The following is a 20,930-nucleotide window of genomic DNA, read 5'->3' on the forward strand; positions in this document are numbered from 1 at the left end:
GTATGCAATGGGGACAAATAAAGACGTTGTTCATCATCAGCTTTCTCGTACTCGACCTTTTTTTATTGCAGCAATTCTTAGAAAAGCAAAATCAGTCTCAACTCAGTCAATTAGCGATTGAAAATGAGGAGACTGCTGATGAATTAAAGGACCGGGGTATTGAGTTTTCTGATGATATTTTGAATATGGATGTGCCGAATGTAAACGGGATCAATTCTGAAGGGATCGAGTTCTCAGAAGAAGTTCTCTCTCAGATTGAAACGTTGGATGAGGAAGAAGGACAAACCGTCCAACTGCTCGAGAATGAGACGGTCTTAAGAGTAGCGTTAACCGATCCCGTGGAAGTGTCTGAAGACTCCATTCGAGAAGATATTGTCGATCTCGTCCCCTTTGCTGATCAATATTCTTATTGGGGATTTAATGAAGAGGAAAACATTGCGCTATTCTTCCAAAAAGTCAATGATCGAACGGTGTATTTTAACCAAGGTGGCGTGCTGATGGTTCGGGTGGAAGAGGGCGAGATTACAGAGTATGTATCAACGCTTCTTTCTTTCTCAAACGAAGAAACCGATCAATCACAAGAATCGAACCAGTTGATCTCGCCACTGAATATCATTCTTCAATTGGAAGAGAACGGTGAAATTGAGTCTGGTGATGAGGTGACAGCGATGCAAGTGGGGTATTACAGTTTCTTCAACCTTGTCCCTAGTCAAGATAATGGGCCACAACGGTTTGGTCCCACATGGAAAGTCGTGGTCAATGGTGACGAGTTCCATTTCTTATTTGCGACCAATGGGAGAATCCTTGAATTAGATGAAAGTAGCTTCATCAACCGGACGATCGATGCCTTTGATTTTTATGAGAATGAGAAGATAGAGGAAGACGATGGCGATACGAATATTGGACAAGGGGAATAAGCATGTTAACAGGAGTGTCTAATGAATGACTTTACGTTTTAGTGTACTAGCTTCAGGTAGTACGGGGAATGCTTTTTATATAGAGTCTGGAGAAGAGAAGATCTTAGTCGATGCGGGCTTGAGCGGTAAGAAAATAGAGAATTTGATGCAACAGGTCAATATTGATCCTCATGACTTATCGAGAATTCTTGTCACACACGAACATAGTGACCATATCAAAGGGCTTGGCATTATGGCGCGTCGCTATAACCTTCCTATTTATGCGAATGAGAAAACGTGGCAGGCGATGGATGGGCAACTCGGGAAATTGTCAGTCGATCAGAAATTCCATTTCAATAGTGAAGAAACGAAAACGTTCGGCGGGATTGACGTGGAATCGTTCTCCGTCTCTCATGATGCAGCGGACCCGATGTTTTACACTTTTCATCAGGATGGCAAGAAGGTCGCTCTTGTGACGGACTTAGGTTATGTGTCAGAGCGGATCAAGAAAACAGTCGAAGGCGCAGATGCCTATATTTTCGAGTCGAATCATGACGTGAGTATGCTCCGTATGGGTCGTTACCCATGGAATGTGAAGCGAAGGATCTTGGGTGATTCTGGTCACGTTTCAAACGAAGACTGTGCACTCGCTTTGACAGATATTTTAACCGATGAGACGAAGCGGATTTACTTGGCGCACTTGAGTTTAGATAACAATATGAAAGACCTCGCTCGCATGTCGGTTGAAAACATTCTCACGGAGCGTGGTTTTGAGGTCGGTTCACGTATCGAGTTACATGATACCGATCCGAATGAAGCGACGTCTATTTTTGAAGTCTGATACGTTTTATTTACCTGTAGAAAAGGAAAGAATAATTAAATAGATCGATGACGGTCGAAAGAAAGGATAGGTGAAAAGCTTGGGGTACTACGATGACCATTCACCAGCTACGCAGCAGCAGAAGCAGAAGCGCAGATGGATCATGCCAACTATTGTCGGGGCGATTCTTGGTGCGGTTCTGATCTTGCTTGCTTTGCCGGCACTGGTGCAAACAGAACTGCTTCCTTATAATATTTCTATTCCTGAAGACGAAAGTGGTCTGGTTGATGACGACCAAGGTCTGACAGGCAACACGACAAAGAATGTCCAAGTCGATGTGAATACGCAAATTACAGAAATCGTGAAAGAGGTCACGCCGTCTGTTGTAGGCGTAGTGAACCTTCAGTCTCAGCAAGAATTCTGGAATCAAGATGGGTCCTCCGCACAACAAGCGGGTGTTGGATCAGGTGTCATTTATAAAAAAGAAAATGGGACCGCTTTTGTTGTTACGAATCAGCACGTCATTGAAGGGGCGAACGAAATCGAAGTCGTCCTATCTGATGAAACGCGTGTGAAAGCTCAATTGGTGGGAGGCGATTTGTTCACGGATTTAGCTGTACTGAAGATGCCGGCTGATCAAATCGAAGAAACGATTGAACTAGGAAGCTCGGACAATCTGCAAATTGGCGAGCCAGCCATTGCAATCGGGAACCCGTTAGGTCTTCGTTTTTCTGGATCCGTAACAAAAGGGATCATCAGTGGAAAGCAGCGAGCCATTCCACAAGATTTCAATGGTGATGGCCTCGAGGATTGGCAAGCAGAAGTCATTCAGACTGATGCAGCAATCAATCCAGGAAACAGTGGAGGAGCGCTCATTAACATTGAGGGACAGCTCGTTGGTATCAACTCCATGAAAATTGCGCGCTCAGCCGTCGAAGGAATTGGATTTGCAATCCCGATTGATGCAGCGAAACCCATTATTGATGAGCTGGAGCAATTCGGGCAAGTCAATCGTCCATATATCGGAATCGAAGCCTATGGTTTGAATGAAGTGCCAACATCCGAGTGGAACAACACGTTGAATCTACCGGAAGAGGTGGAGGGCGGCTTATACATCCGCAGTATCCGTCAGATGTCTCCAGCTGCTAAGGCAGGACTTCAACCGTTAGATGTCATTACAGAGTTGGATGGCCAACCGGTTCAGGATATCATTGATTTGCGCAAGTATCTCTATGAAGAGAAAGATGCCGGTGATGATATGGAAATGACGTTCTACCGTGATGGTGAGAAGAGTACGGTAACGGTCACATTAGGATCTCAACAATAAAGAAAAGGTATCCGAATGCTGTTCGGATACCTTTTTTATGTTGTCTGCAGAAGTTCTTTTAGGTCATAAAAGAAAACCGTGGGAGGGAAAACAACTCGCTTTCCACGGGGAAACGCCAAGCCTCCTCACGCCTTCCAGTCGCTGAGGGGTCTAGCCTAGTTTCTTTTCCCGTAGGAGTCTCGCCGTTTTCCCTCCCACTATGCTTAAATGGTGCGAGCAGAACCTCACCCAATATGGTGCTGTCATGCACAGAGGTCCTCATTGTATTAAGATTCTAAGAGGTTCAGCGTTGCTATTGTGAGGTGGCGTGGAAACGGCGACACTCCTGCAGGATCCTGAGGCTTGGGTTGAGATCCCGCAGGTCGCGAAGCGATCGAGGAAGCTCACCGCCTCCTGCGGAAAGGGAGTCGTTTCCACGCCACCGGACTCTTCTCAACTCGGAAGAACCGAAAGTAGTTTTTCAATGTGTTGCCTGTTTTCCATATAAACATATACACAGGGTGTGGATATACCTCTGGATAAAAACCATATATGGTGGCGAACAGGGATTCTACTACCATATAGATGCACCTAGTTGTGTATATGTGGATAATATCTGTGTATAAACTGTTTATAGTGTGGGGAGTGCTGTGTATATTAGAAAATTAACAATAGTTGTGCATAAACCTGTGGACAATTGTGGGTAACTGATTGCGTTAGTTGTTTTTTCCACATGTGCACAACTTTTAACCCTGTTTTCTTAAATAGATTGTAAGATTACTGAAGCTTTTGTAAATCATCGTAAAGGTATTCTTCTGAAAAGTAACGAAAATCGAAAGTGAGATTTCACTTTCTTCCTGAAAGCTCATGAAACGGCAGATCATTACATTTCAGAGTATCTTTAAATTACTCATGCATTCTATTGAAGGTGGTTTATGAATGGGGCAATATTTCGTACAATTATAAATAGGAGGAGATACATATGATCGATTTACGGAGTGACACAGTAACGAAACCGACAGAAGCGATGAGACAGGCCGCCTTTGATGCGCCCGTCGGGGATGATGTGTACGAGGAAGATCCGACTGTTAAAAAACTCGAATCGGCTACGGCTGAGATGCTTGGGAAGGAAGCGGCGTTATTTGTGACAAGTGGTACACAAGGAAATCAAATCGCCGTGCTCACGCATTGCCGGCCTGGTCAAGAGGTGATTCTCGAGTCGAATGCGCATCTCTTCGTCTATGAAGGAGCATCGATGTCCGCTTTTGCCGGTGTCCAGCCCCGAACGATTGCTGGTAATCATGGTGCGATGGATCCGGATGATGTCAGAGCGGCGATACGCCCTGAAGATATTCATTTTCCGGAAACCGGCTTGATTTGTTTGGAGAATACGCACAATAAAGCAGGGGGTAAAGTGGTGCCACTTGAGAATATGCAGAAAATCTATGAAGTGGCTCGCCAACACCGTATTCCTGTCCACTTAGACGGGGCACGTTTGTTCAATGCATCGGTCGCAAGCGGGGTATCGCTTAAGCGCTATGCAGAACAAACGGACACCGTTCAAGTGTGCTTATCTAAAGGGTTAGGGGCTCCGATGGGATCGATGATTGCTGGATCGGCGGAGTTTATTCAGAGGGCTCGTAAATGGAGAAAGCGTCTCGGAGGAGGTCTTCGTCAAGTCGGAATGGTTGCTGCGCCAGGAATGGTTGCGTTAACGGAAATGGTGGATCGCTTAGCTGAAGATCATATTCATGCTAGAACGTTGGCGGATGGTCTCGGAAGGGTCAAAGGACTGGCGATTGAGGAGGACGTGGAGACCAACATTATTCTCGTGAACGTCGAACAAACCGGCCACGATGCGACTTCCTTTTTATCCGAGTTAGAAAAAGAAGGGATAAAAGCTGTAAAATTCGGTCCTCATACCGTTCGGTTCGTCACCCATTATGGGGTCAGTGGAACGGACATCCGAACCGTCATCGAGAAGATGGAAGCACGTTTCGGCTAAAAACCATTCATAAACACATTGAGTGGCACATATCTTAAGAAAAAGCATACTATATCGTTTTTGGAAGGATGTTCCGTGGTATTGAATATCTATCACATGGAATGGAGGGAAGTTCCCATGCCGGAGCTTGAAGCTAGTCAACGAGACCCTATGCCGCTTGACAGTGACCGTACCTTCGATGAAATGTTTGAACGAGACCGTTTTGTAGATGGAATACCATTGGATGAACTTCAGAAACACTTGCGACGTACGAAGACGATGAAGGAGTATTATTTGAGAAAACAGCGATAGGTGAACATAGAAAAAGCTGCCTGAATATCAGGCAGCCTTTTTTATGCGTTTACTGAGCCGCTTGCAATCCGGCTTTGTTGATGAAGTTCCATGGCTGGTTGAAGTGTGGCTGGAAGAAGAAGTCGACGAATCCGAGCTCATCGACCGTCATCCCCGTTTGGATACACACGCTCATCGTATTGATGGACTGCGTGACGTCCGCTTTTGAAATGACTTGTGCCCCGAGTATACGGCGGGTCTCTGGATCATAACTGACCTTCAACTGAACGCGCTCAGCGGTCGGCATGAAATCAGGACGGTGCGTATCTTCAATGGTGACCGATTCCACCTCGACTCCCATCATCGCCGCTGACGTCCCGGTGAGTCCGGTAGACGCCATATTCAAATCATAAATATGCAACCCTGATGTTCCTTGCGTTCCGACGTTTTTCATGGTCGGTTCCACTAAGTTGCGTGCCACGAGCGTGCCCATGCGGACAGCATTTGTAGCGAGTGGAATATACGCGTGCTTGCCTGTCGGGTTGTATTTGACGGCACAGCAGTCACCGGCAGCATAGATTGCTGGATCACTCGTTTGCATATATTCATCCACTTTAATCGCGCCGTTGTCGAGCATATCGACTTTCCCTTTCAGTAGGTCGGTGTTCGGACGGAATCCAACGCACATGATGACGAGATCCGCTTCATAACGGCCTTCATTCGTTACCACGTGTTTCAATTGTCCATTCTCGCCTTCGAAGCGTTCGACCGTTTCGTTCATCGCGAGTGTGATTCCTCGTTCTCGGAAATCTGCTTCCACCATATCGGTAAATTCAGGGTCCAAATATTTATTTAAAATCCGGTCGGCGCCATCGATCAGTGTCACGTCTTTTCCCGCTTTTTCAAAGGCTTCGACAAGCTCAACGCCAATATACCCGCCTCCGACGACGGTCACTTTCTCGGCATCTTTTGAACGCTCGATGATCGTATTCGCTTGGTGGTAGTTCTTCGCCAGTAGTACTTGATCAAGCTCGATGCCTTCAATTGGAGGCGTGACCGGCCATGATCCTGTCGTGATGACGAGTTTGTCATACGCATCGTGTACCTTTTCCCCTGTGACTAAGTTCGTCGCCTCAATCGTTTGCGCCACCGTATCGATATTCTCCACATCATGCTGCATCTTCATGTTTATGCCAAGCTCTTGTAATTTCTCTGGTGAAGAGTAGAACAACCCTTGAGGATCTTCCACTACACCACCGACATAGAGTGCCAATCCACAAGATAAAAAGGATACATTATCATTTCGTTCATAAACCGTAATGTCTGCTTCTGGATACATTTTCGCCATATTGGTTACAGCCGCCGTTCCTGCATGTGTACTTCCGATTACAGCAATTTTCATGAATAGTTCCTCCTTGATGTTGTTTATGTGAAGTGTTTCACATAAACGTCTATACCTTTTATTTCGAATTCATTTGGTTTCCTACACTAACTTGCTCACTATTTCACATTCAGTTGTTTAGAAGAATCCAACCGCGTGGTGTTGGATGTATTAGTCTATGTGAAATCATTCACATGTTTGACTATGACTACAGTATATACCCGTTATGGAGAAATGACAATAGGTTTGCTCACTTTTTCACAAATAATTTTTTATGGTGATGTACTGAACTCCCTGGTGTTATTGGAGGGGATTTTGGGAGCGGGATTCTTTCGGTTTCTGCGTGACTTTAGGGATTTGTGCGAGGCTTTCGAGGTTTTCACACGACTTCCAAGATATACGCGCGACATCTCACATTCTGCCCGCTGCCCCTGGCATGGCATAACCGTATTTTGAACCAGACACCACCTCATCGTCCGTTTCATTTATAATAGGATAAAAGGGGGAGTAGAGATGGACATACGGTTTCAGTTAGGGAAGACACGGTTCAACTATCGATCAGCAGGGATCCTGATTCAGAACGATCATGTGCTGCTTCATCGACACAAAGATGATTCGTATTGGGCTCTTCCAGGTGGTGGAGTCGAAATCGGCGAATCGACAAAAGAGAGTGTCGTGAGAGAGTGGAAAGAGGAGTTGGCGGTGGAGATCAAGGTGAAGTCGACGGCTTTCATCGTTGAACAATTCTTTACTTATCGTGACCGCCCGATGCATGAATTGGGATTCTACTATAATATGACGACGCCTACATCGCTTTTTCAAAAGGGACGGTTCCATGGCATGGAGGGAGATCACCTCATCTATCAATGGCTGCCGCTGGATGAAATCGAGGAATATGATATTAGACCGGCTTTTTTGCGTGATCGTTTACGGAAGCTTCCAGAGGAGACGGAACATCTGATTTTTACATAGGAGGAAAAATACATGAACCTTCAATTTATTCGCATGCTAGATCCACAACCGGAGCACGTCGATGCGTTCAATCGTTGGGAGAATGATGCAGAGTTGATTCCGCTGACGCGTCCCCATCAAGATCAAGTGGCATTTGATCGACGTGTGACGGTAACAAAAGAAGAACTGCTTGAGCGGTTGGAGAATCATAGACACTATTTGATTTATTTGGACGATCAATTGATTGGAGAAATGAACTATATGATCGACCCACCGCATCTCTATAGCAAGGAGGCAGGGACGGCGTGGATTGGTATCACGATCGGGGAATCAACCGGTCGTGGGAAAGGAATCGGCTATCAAGCGATAACCTACTTGGAAGAACAGATTAAGGAAGAAGGACTGAATCGAATTGAACTCGGGGTTTTTGAATTCAATGAGAAGGCAGAGAAGCTTTACCGGAAGATGGGCTACCGCGAAATCGCTCGGTTAGAGGGGTTCACGTACTGGAAAGGGCAGATGTGGTCCGATATCCGTATGGAAAAAAGGTTAGAATAGACTAGGAAAAAACAAGCATAATCGACGGTGTGCTTGTTTTTTATTGTCTCTTTTTATGGTTCTAAAGATCTATGATAAGCGATTGACAGAGTGAGATGTCGGAAAATTCTGCTTGAAAGCTTGGCATACTATGGTAATATGGTAAACAATTAAACGTTGTCTATTTTTTTGGGTATTTAGGAAAGCGCTTTCTATAGATGTGGCAAGTACATAAAATCTAGGGGAAGTCATTTTTTTACCTTTTAACGAAACCGGTTTCCTGAACAAGGAACATTACACTGAGGAGGATGTATGGATGAAGAAGTGGCTGTTGATTTGCTTGGTAATCGTTGTTTCTCTGGTGGGAACGACACCTGCGCTAGCTGAGAATAAGAAGGAAAGTTCGCTTGAGTGGCTGGATGAGAAGGATGTACACCCTGAAAATTCGAAAGCTGCCGTGTCACGAATCGCTTTTGCTGATGTCATGAACCAACTTGTAGATGGAACAAACGGTGAAGGAAGTGGAATCCTGGAGACGGCTGAAACGCTAGGCTTTTGGAAAGAGTCGGACAGGAATGAACGCGCAGTAATTAAACAAGAAGAAGCGGTCGAAATCCTAGCATATGTATTTCCGATGATGGAGTGGTCCGACGTAACGGATAAGGGAAACAAGCCGGTCAAGTGGGAGCACGTTGCCAAGTACACGAGCGCTATTGCCGATCAAGTGTATGAAACGGGAACCTATCAAAATGAAACCGTTGAAGGAAATGCACTCATTCATGAACCACAAGTGATCCTTGAGAATGTAACGATCGAAGGTGATTTGATTATTACAAAAGGGGCTGGAGCGGACCAGACATTGCTTGACTCCGTGACGGTAGAAGGAACGGTTTATGTCGATGCAGCGGTACAAAACAATGTAAAATTAGTCGGTTCAGATGTTAACAATGTGCAAGTTTATACATTGGGCACAAACTCCTCCGACTGGTCGCTCATCTGGAGTGATGAGTTCATGACCGAGTCGATCGATACGACGAAGTGGAAGCATGATATCGGGAACTGGCTCGTCGATGAGAACGGAGAAGGCATTTCGCCTGGTTGGGGAAACAATGAGCTAGAATACTATACCGATTCGCCTGAGAATTCGTATATCGAAGACGGAAAATTAGTGATTGAAGCGAAAGAAGAGAAGTCAGAAGACAAATTCGGAACCTATGACTATACTTCAGCGAAACTGAAAACAGAAGGTCTTTTCAGCAAGAAATACGGTAAATTCGAAGCGAAAATGAAGCTTCCTGAGGGACAAGGGTACTGGCCTGCGTTCTGGATGATGCCGGAAGACAGTGTGTATGGAGAATGGCCGACATCAGGTGAGATCGACATTATGGAAGCGGCCGGAAAAGATACGTCTACGATTGGTGGAACGATCCATTACGGTGAAGAATATCCGAACAATACGTACCGCGGTACAGAGTATCACTTCCCTGAAGGCAGTGATTATACTGGATTCCACACGTACTCCATCGAGTGGGAACCAGGGGAGATCCGTTGGTATGTAGACGGAGAACTCTATCAAACGTTGAACAACTGGTTCAGTAAAGGAACGGGTGAAGCAGCGAACTACACGTACCCGGCGCCTTTCGATCAGGAGTTTTACATCATCTTGAATCTAGCAGTTGGTGGCTGGTACGGCGGGAACCCGGACGAGACGACAGAGTTCCCTGGTAAGATGGAAGTCGACTACGTACGAGTCTATGAATTGACAGGACGAGACTACAAGGAACCGGTTGAACCGACTAAGGAGCTTGAAACGCTCCCAGAAGACGCAAAACAGCCGCTTGAAGACGGAAATTTAGTGTATGACCAAAATTATGAACAAGGTTTCAACATCGTCGATGAAAATGATGATTCGTTTGATGATACGTATTGGAACTTCCTCACACTTCCGGACTTTGCCGGTGAAGGAAGCATTTCAACAGAAGAGGTGGATGGAACGACATTCGCCAAAACGTCCATCACGAATCCTGGTAATGCCTTATGGTCCTTGCAGTTGATCCAGAATGTCGCGATTGTCGAAGGTCATACGTATGAAGTGACATTTGATGCGAAATCCGATGCGAACCGCACACTCATGACCAAAGTGTCAGGAGGAGCCGAACGTGGCTATGCCAATTACTCAGGCGAGAAGACAGTCGATCTTTCGAGTGACGTCGAGTCTTACACGTACACGTTCACACACAATCAAGAGACCGATGTGGCCGCCCGCCTAGAGTTTAATATGGGATCCGTGTCACAGAACCCGGTTTGGATCGGCAATGTGAGAGTCGAAGATGTAACAGGAGAGCAGCAAGAATCGAATCAAAAAACACCGCTTGACGATGGCAACCATATTTATAACGGTACCTTCGACCAAGGCGACTTCAGCCGCATGGTATATTGGGATGTCGTGACCCAGAACGGGGCAGCGGTTGACGCAAGCGTCGATGCGGACGAAAGATTTTTACACATGGATGTAACCGATGGTGGAACGTCGAAAGAAGATGTTCAATTGAAGCAGACAGGCATTCAATTCCTTAAAGGAAACACGTATGAGCTCACGTTCCGCGCCCGCGCCGGTGAGGCGAAGGATATATCGGTCGGGTTCGTCAACGAAGATGGATCGGTTCAATATGAAGAAGCGAAACCGGTTTCCTTAAACGGAGAGTGGAACACGTACACGGTTCCGTTTGAAATGACGACCGAAACGACGGATCGTGATGGGCAAGTCATCTTCAACATGGGTGGTTCTTCCGCAGATGTATTCATCGATGATGTCAGCCTGATGCAGACGTCCACTTATGTAGATTACGATAATATCGATTTATCTCCATTAAAGAACGGTGATTTCACAAACGGCATGGAGGGCTGGTCATCGTACATCCACTTTGATGCGAATGCTGTGATTTCTGAGCAAAACGAAGCTCTGAACATCGACATCACCAATGGAGGAAACGAAGCGTGGAGCGTCTTAGCCGAGTATCCGTCGTTAACGCTCGCGAAAGACGTGACGTATCAACTCACATTCGATGCCAAGTCTACCATGGACCGAGAGATTGAAGTGACGCTGGAAGATGCGAACTACAGCCGTTACTTAAGTGAAAAGGTATCCGTAACGTCTGTAGCCAACACCTTCACATTTGAATTCCAAATGCCGAAGACCGAGACCGTCTCATTGAAATATTTGATGGGTAAGGTCGCGGAACAACACCAGATCACGATTGATAACGTATCACTTGAAGTACAAAAATAGAACGCACAGAAGAAAGCGCAAGTCCTTCACGAGGGCTTGCGCTTTTACGTTCTATTTTTTTGGACAAACTTGTACAATGATAGTAAATGGTACGGAGGTGGGAGCATGAAGAAACGATTTATCAAAGGGACACTTATCATTTATCCCTTATATGTACTGCTTGTCTGGTTGTACCTATTCCAGTGGGCAGACGTCGGGATCCCGGCAGCGTATGAAGGAACGGCCGCCGACCCCGCGACATTTATGACAGACCGCGAACTCGAGCTCAGTCAGGAATATTCCCGTTACCGGAACTTCCTCTCATTCGCGACCATTCCGCTCGAGTGGATCATTTACATAGGCGTACTCGTCTTTGGTTTGTCTCATGGTTTTAAAAAATTCGGCGAGCGGATCTCCCGCTTTCGTATCGTCTCCATACCGGTGTACGTGCTCCTACTGTCCGCTCTCACGTGGTTTCTGACGTTTCCCGTTGATTATGCGTATCGCTATTTGTCGGTGCACTACGGCATCTCCACCCAAAGTTTCTCCTCCTGGATGAGGGATGAAATGCTCGGATTCTGGATCGGGTTCATCATCATGGCCCTTCTGATCACCGTTTTGTACATGCTCATCCGGCGCTTTGAAAAACGCTGGTGGCTCTATGCGTGGGTCGGGCTTATTCCGTTCATCGTGCTGATGATGTATATCCAACCCGTAATCATCGATCCTCTCTATAACGATTTTTACGAATTGCAAAATAAAGAACTGGAAGAGAAGATCCTAACCCTCGCTGAACGCGCCGACGTCCCGGCTGACCGGGTGTATGAAGTGAACATGTCGGAAGAGACGAACAGCATGAACGCCTACGTCAACGGCATCGGTTCGAGCTTGCGCATCGTGTTGTGGGATACGACGCTCAACCGTCTTCAGGAAGACGAAGTGCTGTTCATCATGGCGCATGAAATCGGCCACTACGTCATGAACCACTTGTACTGGAACCTGTTCGGACTGCTCGTGGGCAGCTTCATCGGGTTGTATGCCGGGTACCGGATTCTACGCTTTGCGTTCCGGAAGTGGGGAGACGCTTGGAATGTGAAAGATATGTCCGATATCGCGGGCTTACCGGTTCTGTACATCGTCTTATCGCTGCTCACCTTCGTCGCGACGCCTGTCGAACTCGCCATATCGCGCAACGCCGAAGCCGATGCGGACCGATATGCGATCGAAATGACCGAAGACGTCGACGCCGCCATCGGATCGTTCCAGGAGCTCACCGTCAATGGTCTGAGCGACGTGAACCCGCCCGCTCTCGTGAAGTATATGCGCTATGGTCATCCGACGATGATGGAACGGATTCATATGCTTGAGAGTTATAATGATGAAAAAAGCTCGCCGTGATTGGCGGGCTTTTTTTGATGGGCTATCTGGAAAAGGGTGGGCGCTCGCATAAGAGGCAGAGCGCTCGCAAAAGCGACTAAGCGCGCACAAATTCCGTGAGTCGCGCACAACCCACAAACCCTCAGCCCAATCTACTCCTCGCCCATCGCATCCAAAAACACGGACTTACGCTTTTGCATCGACTCCAGCAAGTCGACAATCGGAAGCGGGTAATCCTCACCAAGGACAACGTCATACTGTTCCTGTTCGACCATCCCCATCTCACGCGGCTTGAAAATCCAAGGGACTGGCACATCACGTAATTCCGGCAGCCAGTGGCGCAAGAACTCTCCGTTCGGATCATAATCCTGAGCTTGTTTTTCTACATTAAACGCACGGAACTGAAACGCATCGTTTCCAACGCCAGCGATATACAGCCAGTTGCCATAGTTGCTTGCGACATCGTGATCGACGAGTTGGGATTCGAACCAGGCTGCTCCTTCACGCCAATCTAAGCCCAGGTTTTTGGTGTAAAAGCTCGCGACATTTTGACGGGCTCGATTCGACATGAACCCCGTCTCCTTCAACTCACGCATCGCCGCATCCACGAGTGGGTATCCCGTCTGGCCTTCCCGCCACGCCTCAGCCAAATCCTCGTCGTACGCCCATGGTACATCGGCGTCGCGTAGTCCTGATGGGTAAAAGATCCGATCGCCGTGCTTGCGATGAACCAAGTGAAAATAATCTCTCCATAACAGTTCGAAGTAGAGCATGTAGGTGGATTTGTTTTTCACGTATTGTTGCTCATAGTTTTGAATTTGTTCATAGACTACTTTCGGTGACAGGCAGCCATTAGCAAGCCATGGGGAAAACTTCGAAGAATCGTCCTCATGCAGCATGCCGTTCCGTGTTTCTTTATAGATCTTCAACCGGTCTTTTGTGAAAATATAGTCAAGAACGCGCTCCTTTGCCTGTGACGAACCGCCTTTATACCGAGGTTCCCGGTCCAATGCTTCAAGACCGAGTGCTGACAATGAAGGAATCTCTCCTAAATAGAAGGCATCTTCAACGCCATTCACATTCTGAGGAGGCGTCAAAGACGGTCTCACTACCGTGCCGGCTTTTTCGATCCGCTTTCGGAATTGAGAAAAGGTATCCGGTAAGTCGTGGATATCAAACGGCAAATCGTCAGGGTGATAGAGGTTCCGCCCATGATCAACAACGAACGATGTATCGGGTAATATCGCCCGCACGCGCTCCTCCACGTCTTGTTCCTCACTACCTATTTCTTCATGCAAAAACACGGTCTCAATGTGGTATTGCTCTTGAATAGAAGCAAACGTGTCCTCAGGTTTTTCGTGTCGGACGAGAAGCGGCACGCCAAGCTCTTTCAAGTTGCTCCCTAAATCTTCGATACTCTCCCGAATAAACTGAGCCCGGTGACGATCTGTTTTTGGAAATCCATAAACAGTGTCAGCATATTCATCAGGGTCGAATACATAGACAGCCAAAACGGGATGTCCACTTTTTGCTGCGCGAATCAAGGGTTGGTGATCGTGTACGCGTAAATCTTTTCGAAACCAAACTAGGACGCATGATTCCACTTGTCTTCCTCCTTATGTTTCATTCTAAGGATAAGAATTCCCTAAAGGAGGGGAGGGGAACCATGGCAATGCTTTTTTAGCTTATGTGTATCGGATGAATCGCCACGCGATACGGAAAATGACCTATCATTTACACTAAAAAAATATTTGTATCGCCCGACGATATGCTCTTGAAAAAACGGTGAAAAACCTTCATATTTAAGAGAGGAGGAGATCCGATATGCGACACGATATAAAGCCGAATGAACGAGCTTATTCCACGAAAGAAGTGGCTGAAGAATTAGATATTGCAACGCCAACGGTAAGAAAGTACGGACAGATTCTGGAGCGAAGCGGATATGAGTTTTTCAAAAATGGTTCACGACGGGTGTTTGTTCAGTCGGATGTCGAAGCGCTACAAGCGATACGCGATACGGACAAGCCTCTAGAAGAGATATCACAAGAGCTCGTTGAACAACAACAAGAACGCTTAGCGACGTCAGAAACAACTGAAATAGCTGGAAGCGATACATACGATACATCACTGAATGATCCCCAGCAGATGCGGGAGTTGTTGATGTTCATATCGAAAGAGTTAGCCGCATCACGCGAAATGAACACACAGCTCGCAAACGATATGGCCGAAATGAAGACGACCATGTCACGCCTCAGGCAAGATCACCACGTCATCAGCTCCGGCATCGGCAACTCCACTCAAAAAATGACGACGAAAATGGAGAAGCTGATTGATCAGCAAAAATCGCACTATGAGGAAATGCTGGAAGAGGAACGGGAGAAAAGTGAGCATCTCCGAAAAGAAATGGAACAAATGCGAGATGAGCACCGCAAGGAATGGCGTTTGCAAAGTGACTTCAATCAACGCCTCGAGCAAACGGTGAACAAACCGAAGAGCGGTTTTGAGAAGTTTCTCGATTTGTTTAGAAAATAAAATATGGACTTAGTTTATAGGAGTGGGTGAGCCCTACTCCTTTTTATTTATGATTTTAGGGTCTTCGACGTATGCAAAATCTAACATGAGAACCGTCCCCATGCAGAGAATTTATACAGAAAATTGCGAATTTTGATTGTAAAACGTTTACAATCAAAAATATCGTTTTACTAAAATAATTCCTGGGAAATAACTCGAACATGGTCAGGTAGAGACCGTTCACATTATACTCCAGGAGGATTTATCATTATGTCAAAAGGAAAGAGTATTCATGCTTTAATCATATTAATGTTTACGCAATTTATATCAGGAGGAGTGACGAACACGAAAGGAATTGTGCTCGACCAAGTGGAAAACGATCTTGGGTTAGATATGAGTCAATTCGGTCTGGTCGTCCTCATCTTCCAATTAGGCTTTACCTTAGCCAGTGTGGTCATCGGTTATTATACCGATAAAAAAGGACTGCGGACGATGACGATCATTGGTTCTGTCATTATGGGGCTCGGCTTCTTCGGTACCGGTATTGCACCGAATATTATGTTTTTCCTCGGTTTCTATATGATTGTCGGCTTTGGGTTGGGGGCTATGGGAGTCGCCTCGAACGCAATCGTCCCTATCGCTTACCCGAATAAGCAAAATCAGATGTTCAACTTTGCCATGGGTGTATATGGCCTCGGGATGGTCGTCTTCCCTCAATTTCTGAACTACTTATTCCAGTTTGCTTCATGGCGTTATTTTTACGTCGGAATCGCGGTCTCACTCGTTGCTGTGATCCTCTATATTACGTCGGTCAAGTTCCCTTCTGGTAAGGTAGAAAAAATCAATTTGAAAGCTTTTATTCCAATGCTGAAAGATGCCCAGTTCCTGTTCTTATTGTTCTTCCTGATGTTTGAAGTATCGGCAGAAGTATCGTTCACGAACTTCTTTCCGACTTACTTGAAGTCGCTTGACTTAGGGGGAATCTCAACAGAGGCAAAAGAGGATATGGTCGCAACGATTCTATCGCTCTTCTCGATATTCTTCATGATCGGCCGATTAGGAATCGCTTATCTCACCAACTACATTAATGAGCGCATCATTTTGATTGTATTCTCTGCTGGTGCCCTCATCATGGTAGGGGTCAGTTTCTTATTCGCCAACGACTTCCCTTATCTATTCGCAGGAGCGGGCTTATTCTTCTCGACCTTATTCCCGACAGCCACCGCATTCGGGACACAAATCTCGAAGACGGGTGGTTCCGCACTAGGTCTCATCTATATCGCAGCTGGAATCGGTGGAGGTATTGCAGGGTATATCGTCGGACTCGCTTCTGAAGTGTTCGGACAAGCTGGTGGTTTTAGTATCGTCCTTATCTTCTTAGCGCTTATGCTGCTTGTTTCGTTCTTTATGAACAGCAAAAAGTCGAACTTGCAACAACAATAATGAATGAAATACGTTGAATACATGGAACAGCGTTCATGAACCAAACCGGCTGGAGTTTACCTCTCCAACCGGTTTGGTTATTTTTTATATTAACTTTGCGAGACCAAACGCGAGAACCGTCCCCATGCAGAATCCAAAACCAAACGCGGGAACCGTCCCCACAGCAACCCACCAAAAAGCCTCATCTCTGCCGGGTAGCAGAAATGAGGCTTTAGGACTTTAACTACGGATCAAGTGGTCGAATGCGCCAAGGGCGGCATTCGCACCGTCACCCATAGAAATGATGATCTGATTGTTCGGGCTGTCTGTACAGTCTCCTGCTGCATACACGCCAGGAACACTTGTCGCGCCGTGTTTGTCGACGACAATTTCACCTGTGCGGGTACGCTCAACGAAGTCACCTAACCATTCGGTGTTCGGTACAAGACCGATTTGAACGAAGACACCTTCGAGTTCGATGTGCTTCTCTTCGTTCGTTTGACGATCGACGTACGTGAGACCGTTGACGTTCTCATCACCTGTGATTTCCGTCGTTTGGGCATCGGTGTGAACCGTTACGTTCGGAAGGCTGTGCAGACGTTTCTGCAAGACTTCGTCGGCTTTCAGTTCAGAACCGAATTCTAAGACTGTGACGTGCTTCACAAGTCCGGCCAAGTCAATCGCAGCTTCGACACCGGAGTTTCCTCCGCCGATGACGGCGACATCTTTGCCTTCGAATAAAGGACCATCACAGTGCGGGCAGTACGCCACACCCTTGTTCTTGAACTCTTCTTCGCCCGGTACGCCGATTTGACGCCAGCGAGCTCCGGTTGAAATGATGACACTCTTACTTTTCAGAACGCCCCCATTTTCAAGTTCAAGCTCGAACAGGTCTTTTTTATTCAAAAGACTCGCGCGTTGAAGGTTCATGATATCGATATCATAGTCTTTGACGTGCTCTTCAAGACTTGCGACCATCTTCGGTCCTTCCGTCTTTTTCACACTGATGAAGTTCTCGATACTCATCGTATCCAGCACCTGACCGCCGAAACGCTCGGCTACGATACCTGTGCGGATGCCTTTACGAGCTGTATAGATCGCGGCACTGGAACCAGCTGGTCCGCCACCGACGACAAGTACTTCGTAAGGGTCACGATTGTTGAATTCTTCTGGTCCGGGTTGGTCCGCGATGTTGCTGACGATCTCTTCAAGCGTCATACGACCGCCGCCGAAGAATTCACCATTCAAGTGTACAGAAGGAACGGCCATGACGTTTTTGTCTTCTGCTTCTTGTTTGAACGCCGCACCGTCGATCATCGTGTGGGTGATATTCGGGTTCAGGACGCTCATCAAGTTCAGAGCCTGTACAACATCAGGACAGTTGTGGCAGCTTAAGCTGACATACGTTTCAAAGTGGTATTCGCCACTGATGTTTCTGATCTGCTCGATCATGCTTTGGTCCACTTTCGGTGCACGTCCACTTGTTTGCAAGAGGGCGAGAACGAGCGACGTAAATTCATGACCTAATGGAACACCCGCAAACGTAATGCCCGTCTCTTCATCGGGGCGGCTTACGCTGAAGCTTGGCGTTCGTTTCAGTTGAGCTTTTTCAACTTTGATAGAAGAAGACATAGATGCTAGCTCATCTGTAAGAGCTAGCATCTCCTTGGAAACATCGTCCTCGCTTGCACTGACTTTCAGTACAACGTCACCTTCCATCATTTGAAGATATTGGTTTAATTGTGACTTAATTTGTGCATCAAGAACCATTTATTCCACTCCTTAAATTTTACCTACAAGATCAAGGCTTGGTGTAAGGGTATCTGTTCCTTCTTCCCATTTCGCCGGGCAAACTTCGCCTGGGTTAGAACGAACATATTGGGCTGCTTTGATTTTACCTACAAGGTTGTCCGCGTCACGGCCGATGCCGCCTGCGTTGATTTCAACGGTTTGGATGACGCCGTCTGGATCGATGATGAATGTACCACGATCAGCTAGACCAGACTCTTCATCTAGTACGTCGAAGTTACGAGAAATCTGCTGAGATGGGTCACCGATCATCGCGTATTCGATCTTGTTGATTTTTTCAGAGCTATCGTGCCAGCCTTTGTGTACGAAGTGCGTATCTGTAGAAACAGAGAATACCTCAACGCCTAGTTCTTTCAGCGCGTCATAGTTGTTTTGAAGATCTTCAAGTTCTGTCGGGCAGACGAAAGAGAAGTCTGCTGGATAGAAGCATACAACGCTCCATTGACCTTTCATGCTTTCTTCGCTTACATCGATGAATTCACCGTTTTTGAACGCTTTTGCTTGGAATGGTTGTACTTCTTTACCGATTAAAGACATAATAAAAATCCTCCTGTGTATGGTTGATTCTGCCTCTCTATAAATAGGAAGCAGTTATTTATAATAATTCTAATACAATAAATATTATTAAATAAAAGTCGGAGTTTGTCAACACGTTCACAAACTTATCTCTAACCCTCATCTATTTTGTCGAATATTGAGGACATGAGAAAAACTCACAATTTTCATTATACAACCGATGCGGAGAGGAATCTAATGATATGGACATGATGAAACACATCCTATATATAGTGTTGCCCGAAAATACTCATAGTCAGTCTTTAGACATCGTGATAAACTTCAAACAAAGACCAATGAGAACGCTACCATTAGAAAAGAGGATAATTATGATTTCGATATTGGATCAATACCGTGATAGTATATTTGAAACGTTTTTCGGTAACGTGGACCATTGCATTGTCATCGTCGACCGTGAGGGAAGGATTTCATACTTGAACGAAGGTTACTGCCGTTTCTTAGGTGTCGAAAAGGAGGCTTGTGTCGGTAAGCACGTCACAGACGTGATAGAGAACAGCCGGATGCATATCGTCGCTGAAACAGGGGAGCAGGAAATGGCGGACCTCCAACACATCAACGGCGACTATATGATTGCGAACCGGATTCCCCTGCAGTCGGATGATGAGGTCGTTGGAGCGCTTGGCATGGTCTTGTTCCGCGATACGGACGAGTGGAAGATCATGAACAGTCGCATCAAGGACCTTCTCCTTGAGCTCGAGGCGTATCGTACCCAAATGCAGAAGCAGAACGGAACGAAGTATTCGCTGCATGATATCATCAGCAGTTCTCCCGAGATCTCTCACGTGAAAGAAAAGGTTAAGAAAACCGCGCATAGTGACGTCTCGGTATTGTTACGTGGGGAAAGTGGGACAGGCAAAGAGTTGTTTGCCCACAGCATTCACCACCTGAGTGAACGCAGTACGAAGCCTTTCGTCAAAGTGAACTGTGCCGCCATTCCAAATGACTTGATTGAAGCGGAATTGTTCGGTTATGAAGAAGGGGCTTTTACCGGGGCGAAAAAAGGCGGCAAGCGTGGAAAATTCCAAATGGCTCATGGTGGCACGCTGTTTCTCGATGAAATCGGTGATATGCCAATGCACGCGCAAGTGAAGATTTTACGTGTCTTGCAGGAAGGGGAAGTTGAAGCGGTAGGGAGCGAATCGACAGAGCTGATCGATGTGCGGATCATTGCGGCAACGAATCAGCAGCTTGAGAAGTTGATTGAAGAGAATCGCTTCCGTGAGGACTTGTATTATCGTATCAACGTCGTGCCAATTCAGATTCCTCCATTGAGAGAGCGAGGAGATGATATTCGGGTGTTGGCGAAGTATTTTGTGCAAAAAGCGGCCGATCGCATCGGGAAGCGGATCACCGGTATCGATGAAGCGGTGTATGACGTGCTGCAGCGCTATTCCTGGCCGGGAAACATCCGTGAGCTAGAGAACACACTGGAGTCGGCGGTTCACCTGACGGATGAGAGCTTCATCGGGATGGATGACTTACCTGGGCACATTCAGCCGGAATCGTCGATTTTTCAAGAACAAGAAAATTTAAAGCAGATTTTAGAAAAAACGGAGAAACAGACGATCGAACGAACGCTGAACCGAACGGATGGGGATAAATCAAAGGCAGCGGAGTGGCTCGGTATCGGGAAGTCGAGTTTATATGAAAAAATTAAAAAATATGATCTGTAGCGTCATTCCAGAAATCCGGAAAGTCATTCCGAGATGCTGGAATGGCTCTTTTTTTGTTGTGAAGACGGGGTTTCGCCCAATTTAATGTAAGCGTTATCATTAAAATTCCAGAATCCTGAAATCCATTC

Annotated in this window: 16 protein-coding genes; 12 read left to right on the plus strand and 4 right to left on the minus strand. The window is 46.4% G+C overall.

The features are described from left to right. Positions 1-2: 2 nt before the first annotated feature. The 5 genes from yycI (at position 3) to H0266_RS07780 (ending at position 5,318) form a co-directional block, all read left to right on the plus strand. A complete protein-coding gene (gene yycI, locus H0266_RS07760; protein ID WP_181471847.1) occupies positions 3-917 on the plus strand; it encodes a two-component system regulatory protein YycI in 915 nt (304 codons plus the stop codon). Between the two features lie 25 nt (positions 918-942). Then, positions 943-1,737, plus strand: a complete 795-nt coding sequence (locus H0266_RS07765; RefSeq protein WP_181471848.1) for an MBL fold metallo-hydrolase — start codon at positions 943-945, stop codon at positions 1,735-1,737. Between the two features lie 79 nt (positions 1,738-1,816). Then, the gene (locus H0266_RS07770) at positions 1,817-3,043 is read left to right on the plus strand and encodes a S1C family serine protease (RefSeq protein ID WP_181471849.1); all 1,227 of its coding nucleotides are present in this window, start codon (positions 1,817-1,819) and stop codon (positions 3,041-3,043) included. Positions 3,044-4,004: 961 nt separating this feature from the next. Then, the gene (gene ltaE, locus H0266_RS07775; RefSeq protein ID WP_181471850.1) at positions 4,005-5,027 is read left to right on the plus strand and encodes a low-specificity L-threonine aldolase; all 1,023 of its coding nucleotides are present in this window, start codon (positions 4,005-4,007) and stop codon (positions 5,025-5,027) included. 117 nt (positions 5,028-5,144) lie between these two features. Continuing rightward, positions 5,145-5,318 (plus strand): hypothetical protein, encoded by a 174-nt coding sequence (locus tag H0266_RS07780; RefSeq protein ID WP_181471851.1) that lies wholly within the window; start codon positions 5,145-5,147, stop codon positions 5,316-5,318. 49 nt (positions 5,319-5,367) lie between these two features. On the opposite strand, the gene H0266_RS07785 is transcribed toward H0266_RS07780, so the two are convergent. Then, on the minus strand, positions 5,368-6,699 hold the full coding sequence (locus H0266_RS07785) for an FAD-dependent oxidoreductase (protein ID WP_181471852.1): 1,332 nt from the start codon (positions 6,697-6,699) through the stop codon (positions 5,368-5,370). 492 nt (positions 6,700-7,191) lie between these two features. On the opposite strand from H0266_RS07785, the gene H0266_RS07790 reads away from it, so the two are divergent. From H0266_RS07790 to H0266_RS07805, 4 genes are all read left to right on the plus strand, one after another. Then, a complete protein-coding gene (locus H0266_RS07790) occupies positions 7,192-7,650 on the plus strand; it encodes an NUDIX hydrolase (RefSeq protein WP_181471853.1) in 459 nt (152 codons plus the stop codon). Positions 7,651-7,662: 12 nt separating this feature from the next. Further along, complete coding sequence (locus H0266_RS07795; protein ID WP_181471854.1) at positions 7,663-8,187, plus strand: GNAT family N-acetyltransferase; 525 nt, start codon at positions 7,663-7,665, stop codon at positions 8,185-8,187. A gap of 295 nt (positions 8,188-8,482) precedes the next feature. Next, positions 8,483-11,455 carry a carbohydrate binding domain-containing protein gene (locus H0266_RS07800; protein WP_181471855.1) on the plus strand — a complete coding sequence of 991 codons (2,973 nt, stop codon included), beginning with the start codon at positions 8,483-8,485 and terminating at the stop codon, positions 11,453-11,455. 105 nt (positions 11,456-11,560) lie between these two features. Further along, positions 11,561-12,832, plus strand: a complete 1,272-nt coding sequence (locus tag H0266_RS07805) for a M48 family metallopeptidase (protein ID WP_181472796.1) — start codon at positions 11,561-11,563, stop codon at positions 12,830-12,832. Between the two features lie 131 nt (positions 12,833-12,963). On the opposite strand, the gene H0266_RS07810 is transcribed toward H0266_RS07805, so the two are convergent. Then, positions 12,964-14,415, minus strand: a complete 1,452-nt coding sequence (locus tag H0266_RS07810; protein WP_181471856.1) for a DASH family cryptochrome — start codon at positions 14,413-14,415, stop codon at positions 12,964-12,966. A gap of 220 nt (positions 14,416-14,635) precedes the next feature. Here H0266_RS07810 and H0266_RS07815 point away from each other — a divergent pair, with 220 nt between their 5' ends. Together H0266_RS07815 and H0266_RS07820 are read left to right on the plus strand one after the other, a co-directional pair. Then, positions 14,636-15,343: a MerR family transcriptional regulator gene (locus H0266_RS07815; protein WP_181471857.1), complete on the plus strand. Its 708-nt coding sequence runs from the start codon at positions 14,636-14,638 to the stop codon at positions 15,341-15,343. Positions 15,344-15,592: 249 nt separating this feature from the next. Further along, positions 15,593-16,765, plus strand: a complete 1,173-nt coding sequence (locus H0266_RS07820) for an MFS transporter (RefSeq protein WP_181471858.1) — start codon at positions 15,593-15,595, stop codon at positions 16,763-16,765. A gap of 219 nt (positions 16,766-16,984) precedes the next feature. Here H0266_RS07820 and ahpF read toward each other — a convergent pair whose 3' ends face one another. Both ahpF and ahpC read right to left on the minus strand, forming a co-directional pair. Beyond that, positions 16,985-18,514: an alkyl hydroperoxide reductase subunit F gene (gene ahpF / locus H0266_RS07825; protein WP_181471859.1), complete on the minus strand. Its 1,530-nt coding sequence runs from the start codon at positions 18,512-18,514 to the stop codon at positions 16,985-16,987. Between the two features lie 12 nt (positions 18,515-18,526). Continuing rightward, the gene (gene ahpC / locus H0266_RS07830; RefSeq protein WP_181471860.1) at positions 18,527-19,090 is read right to left on the minus strand and encodes an alkyl hydroperoxide reductase subunit C; all 564 of its coding nucleotides are present in this window, start codon (positions 19,088-19,090) and stop codon (positions 18,527-18,529) included. Positions 19,091-19,437: 347 nt separating this feature from the next. On the opposite strand from ahpC, the gene H0266_RS07835 reads away from it, so the two are divergent. Beyond that, positions 19,438-20,802 carry a sigma-54 interaction domain-containing protein gene (locus H0266_RS07835; protein WP_181471861.1) on the plus strand — a complete coding sequence of 455 codons (1,365 nt, stop codon included), beginning with the start codon at positions 19,438-19,440 and terminating at the stop codon, positions 20,800-20,802. Positions 20,803-20,930: the final 128 nt, after the last annotated feature.

Source organism: Halobacillus locisalis, assembly GCF_013694105.1.
Taxonomy (GTDB): domain Bacteria; phylum Bacillota; class Bacilli; order Bacillales; family Halobacillaceae; genus Halobacillus; species Halobacillus locisalis.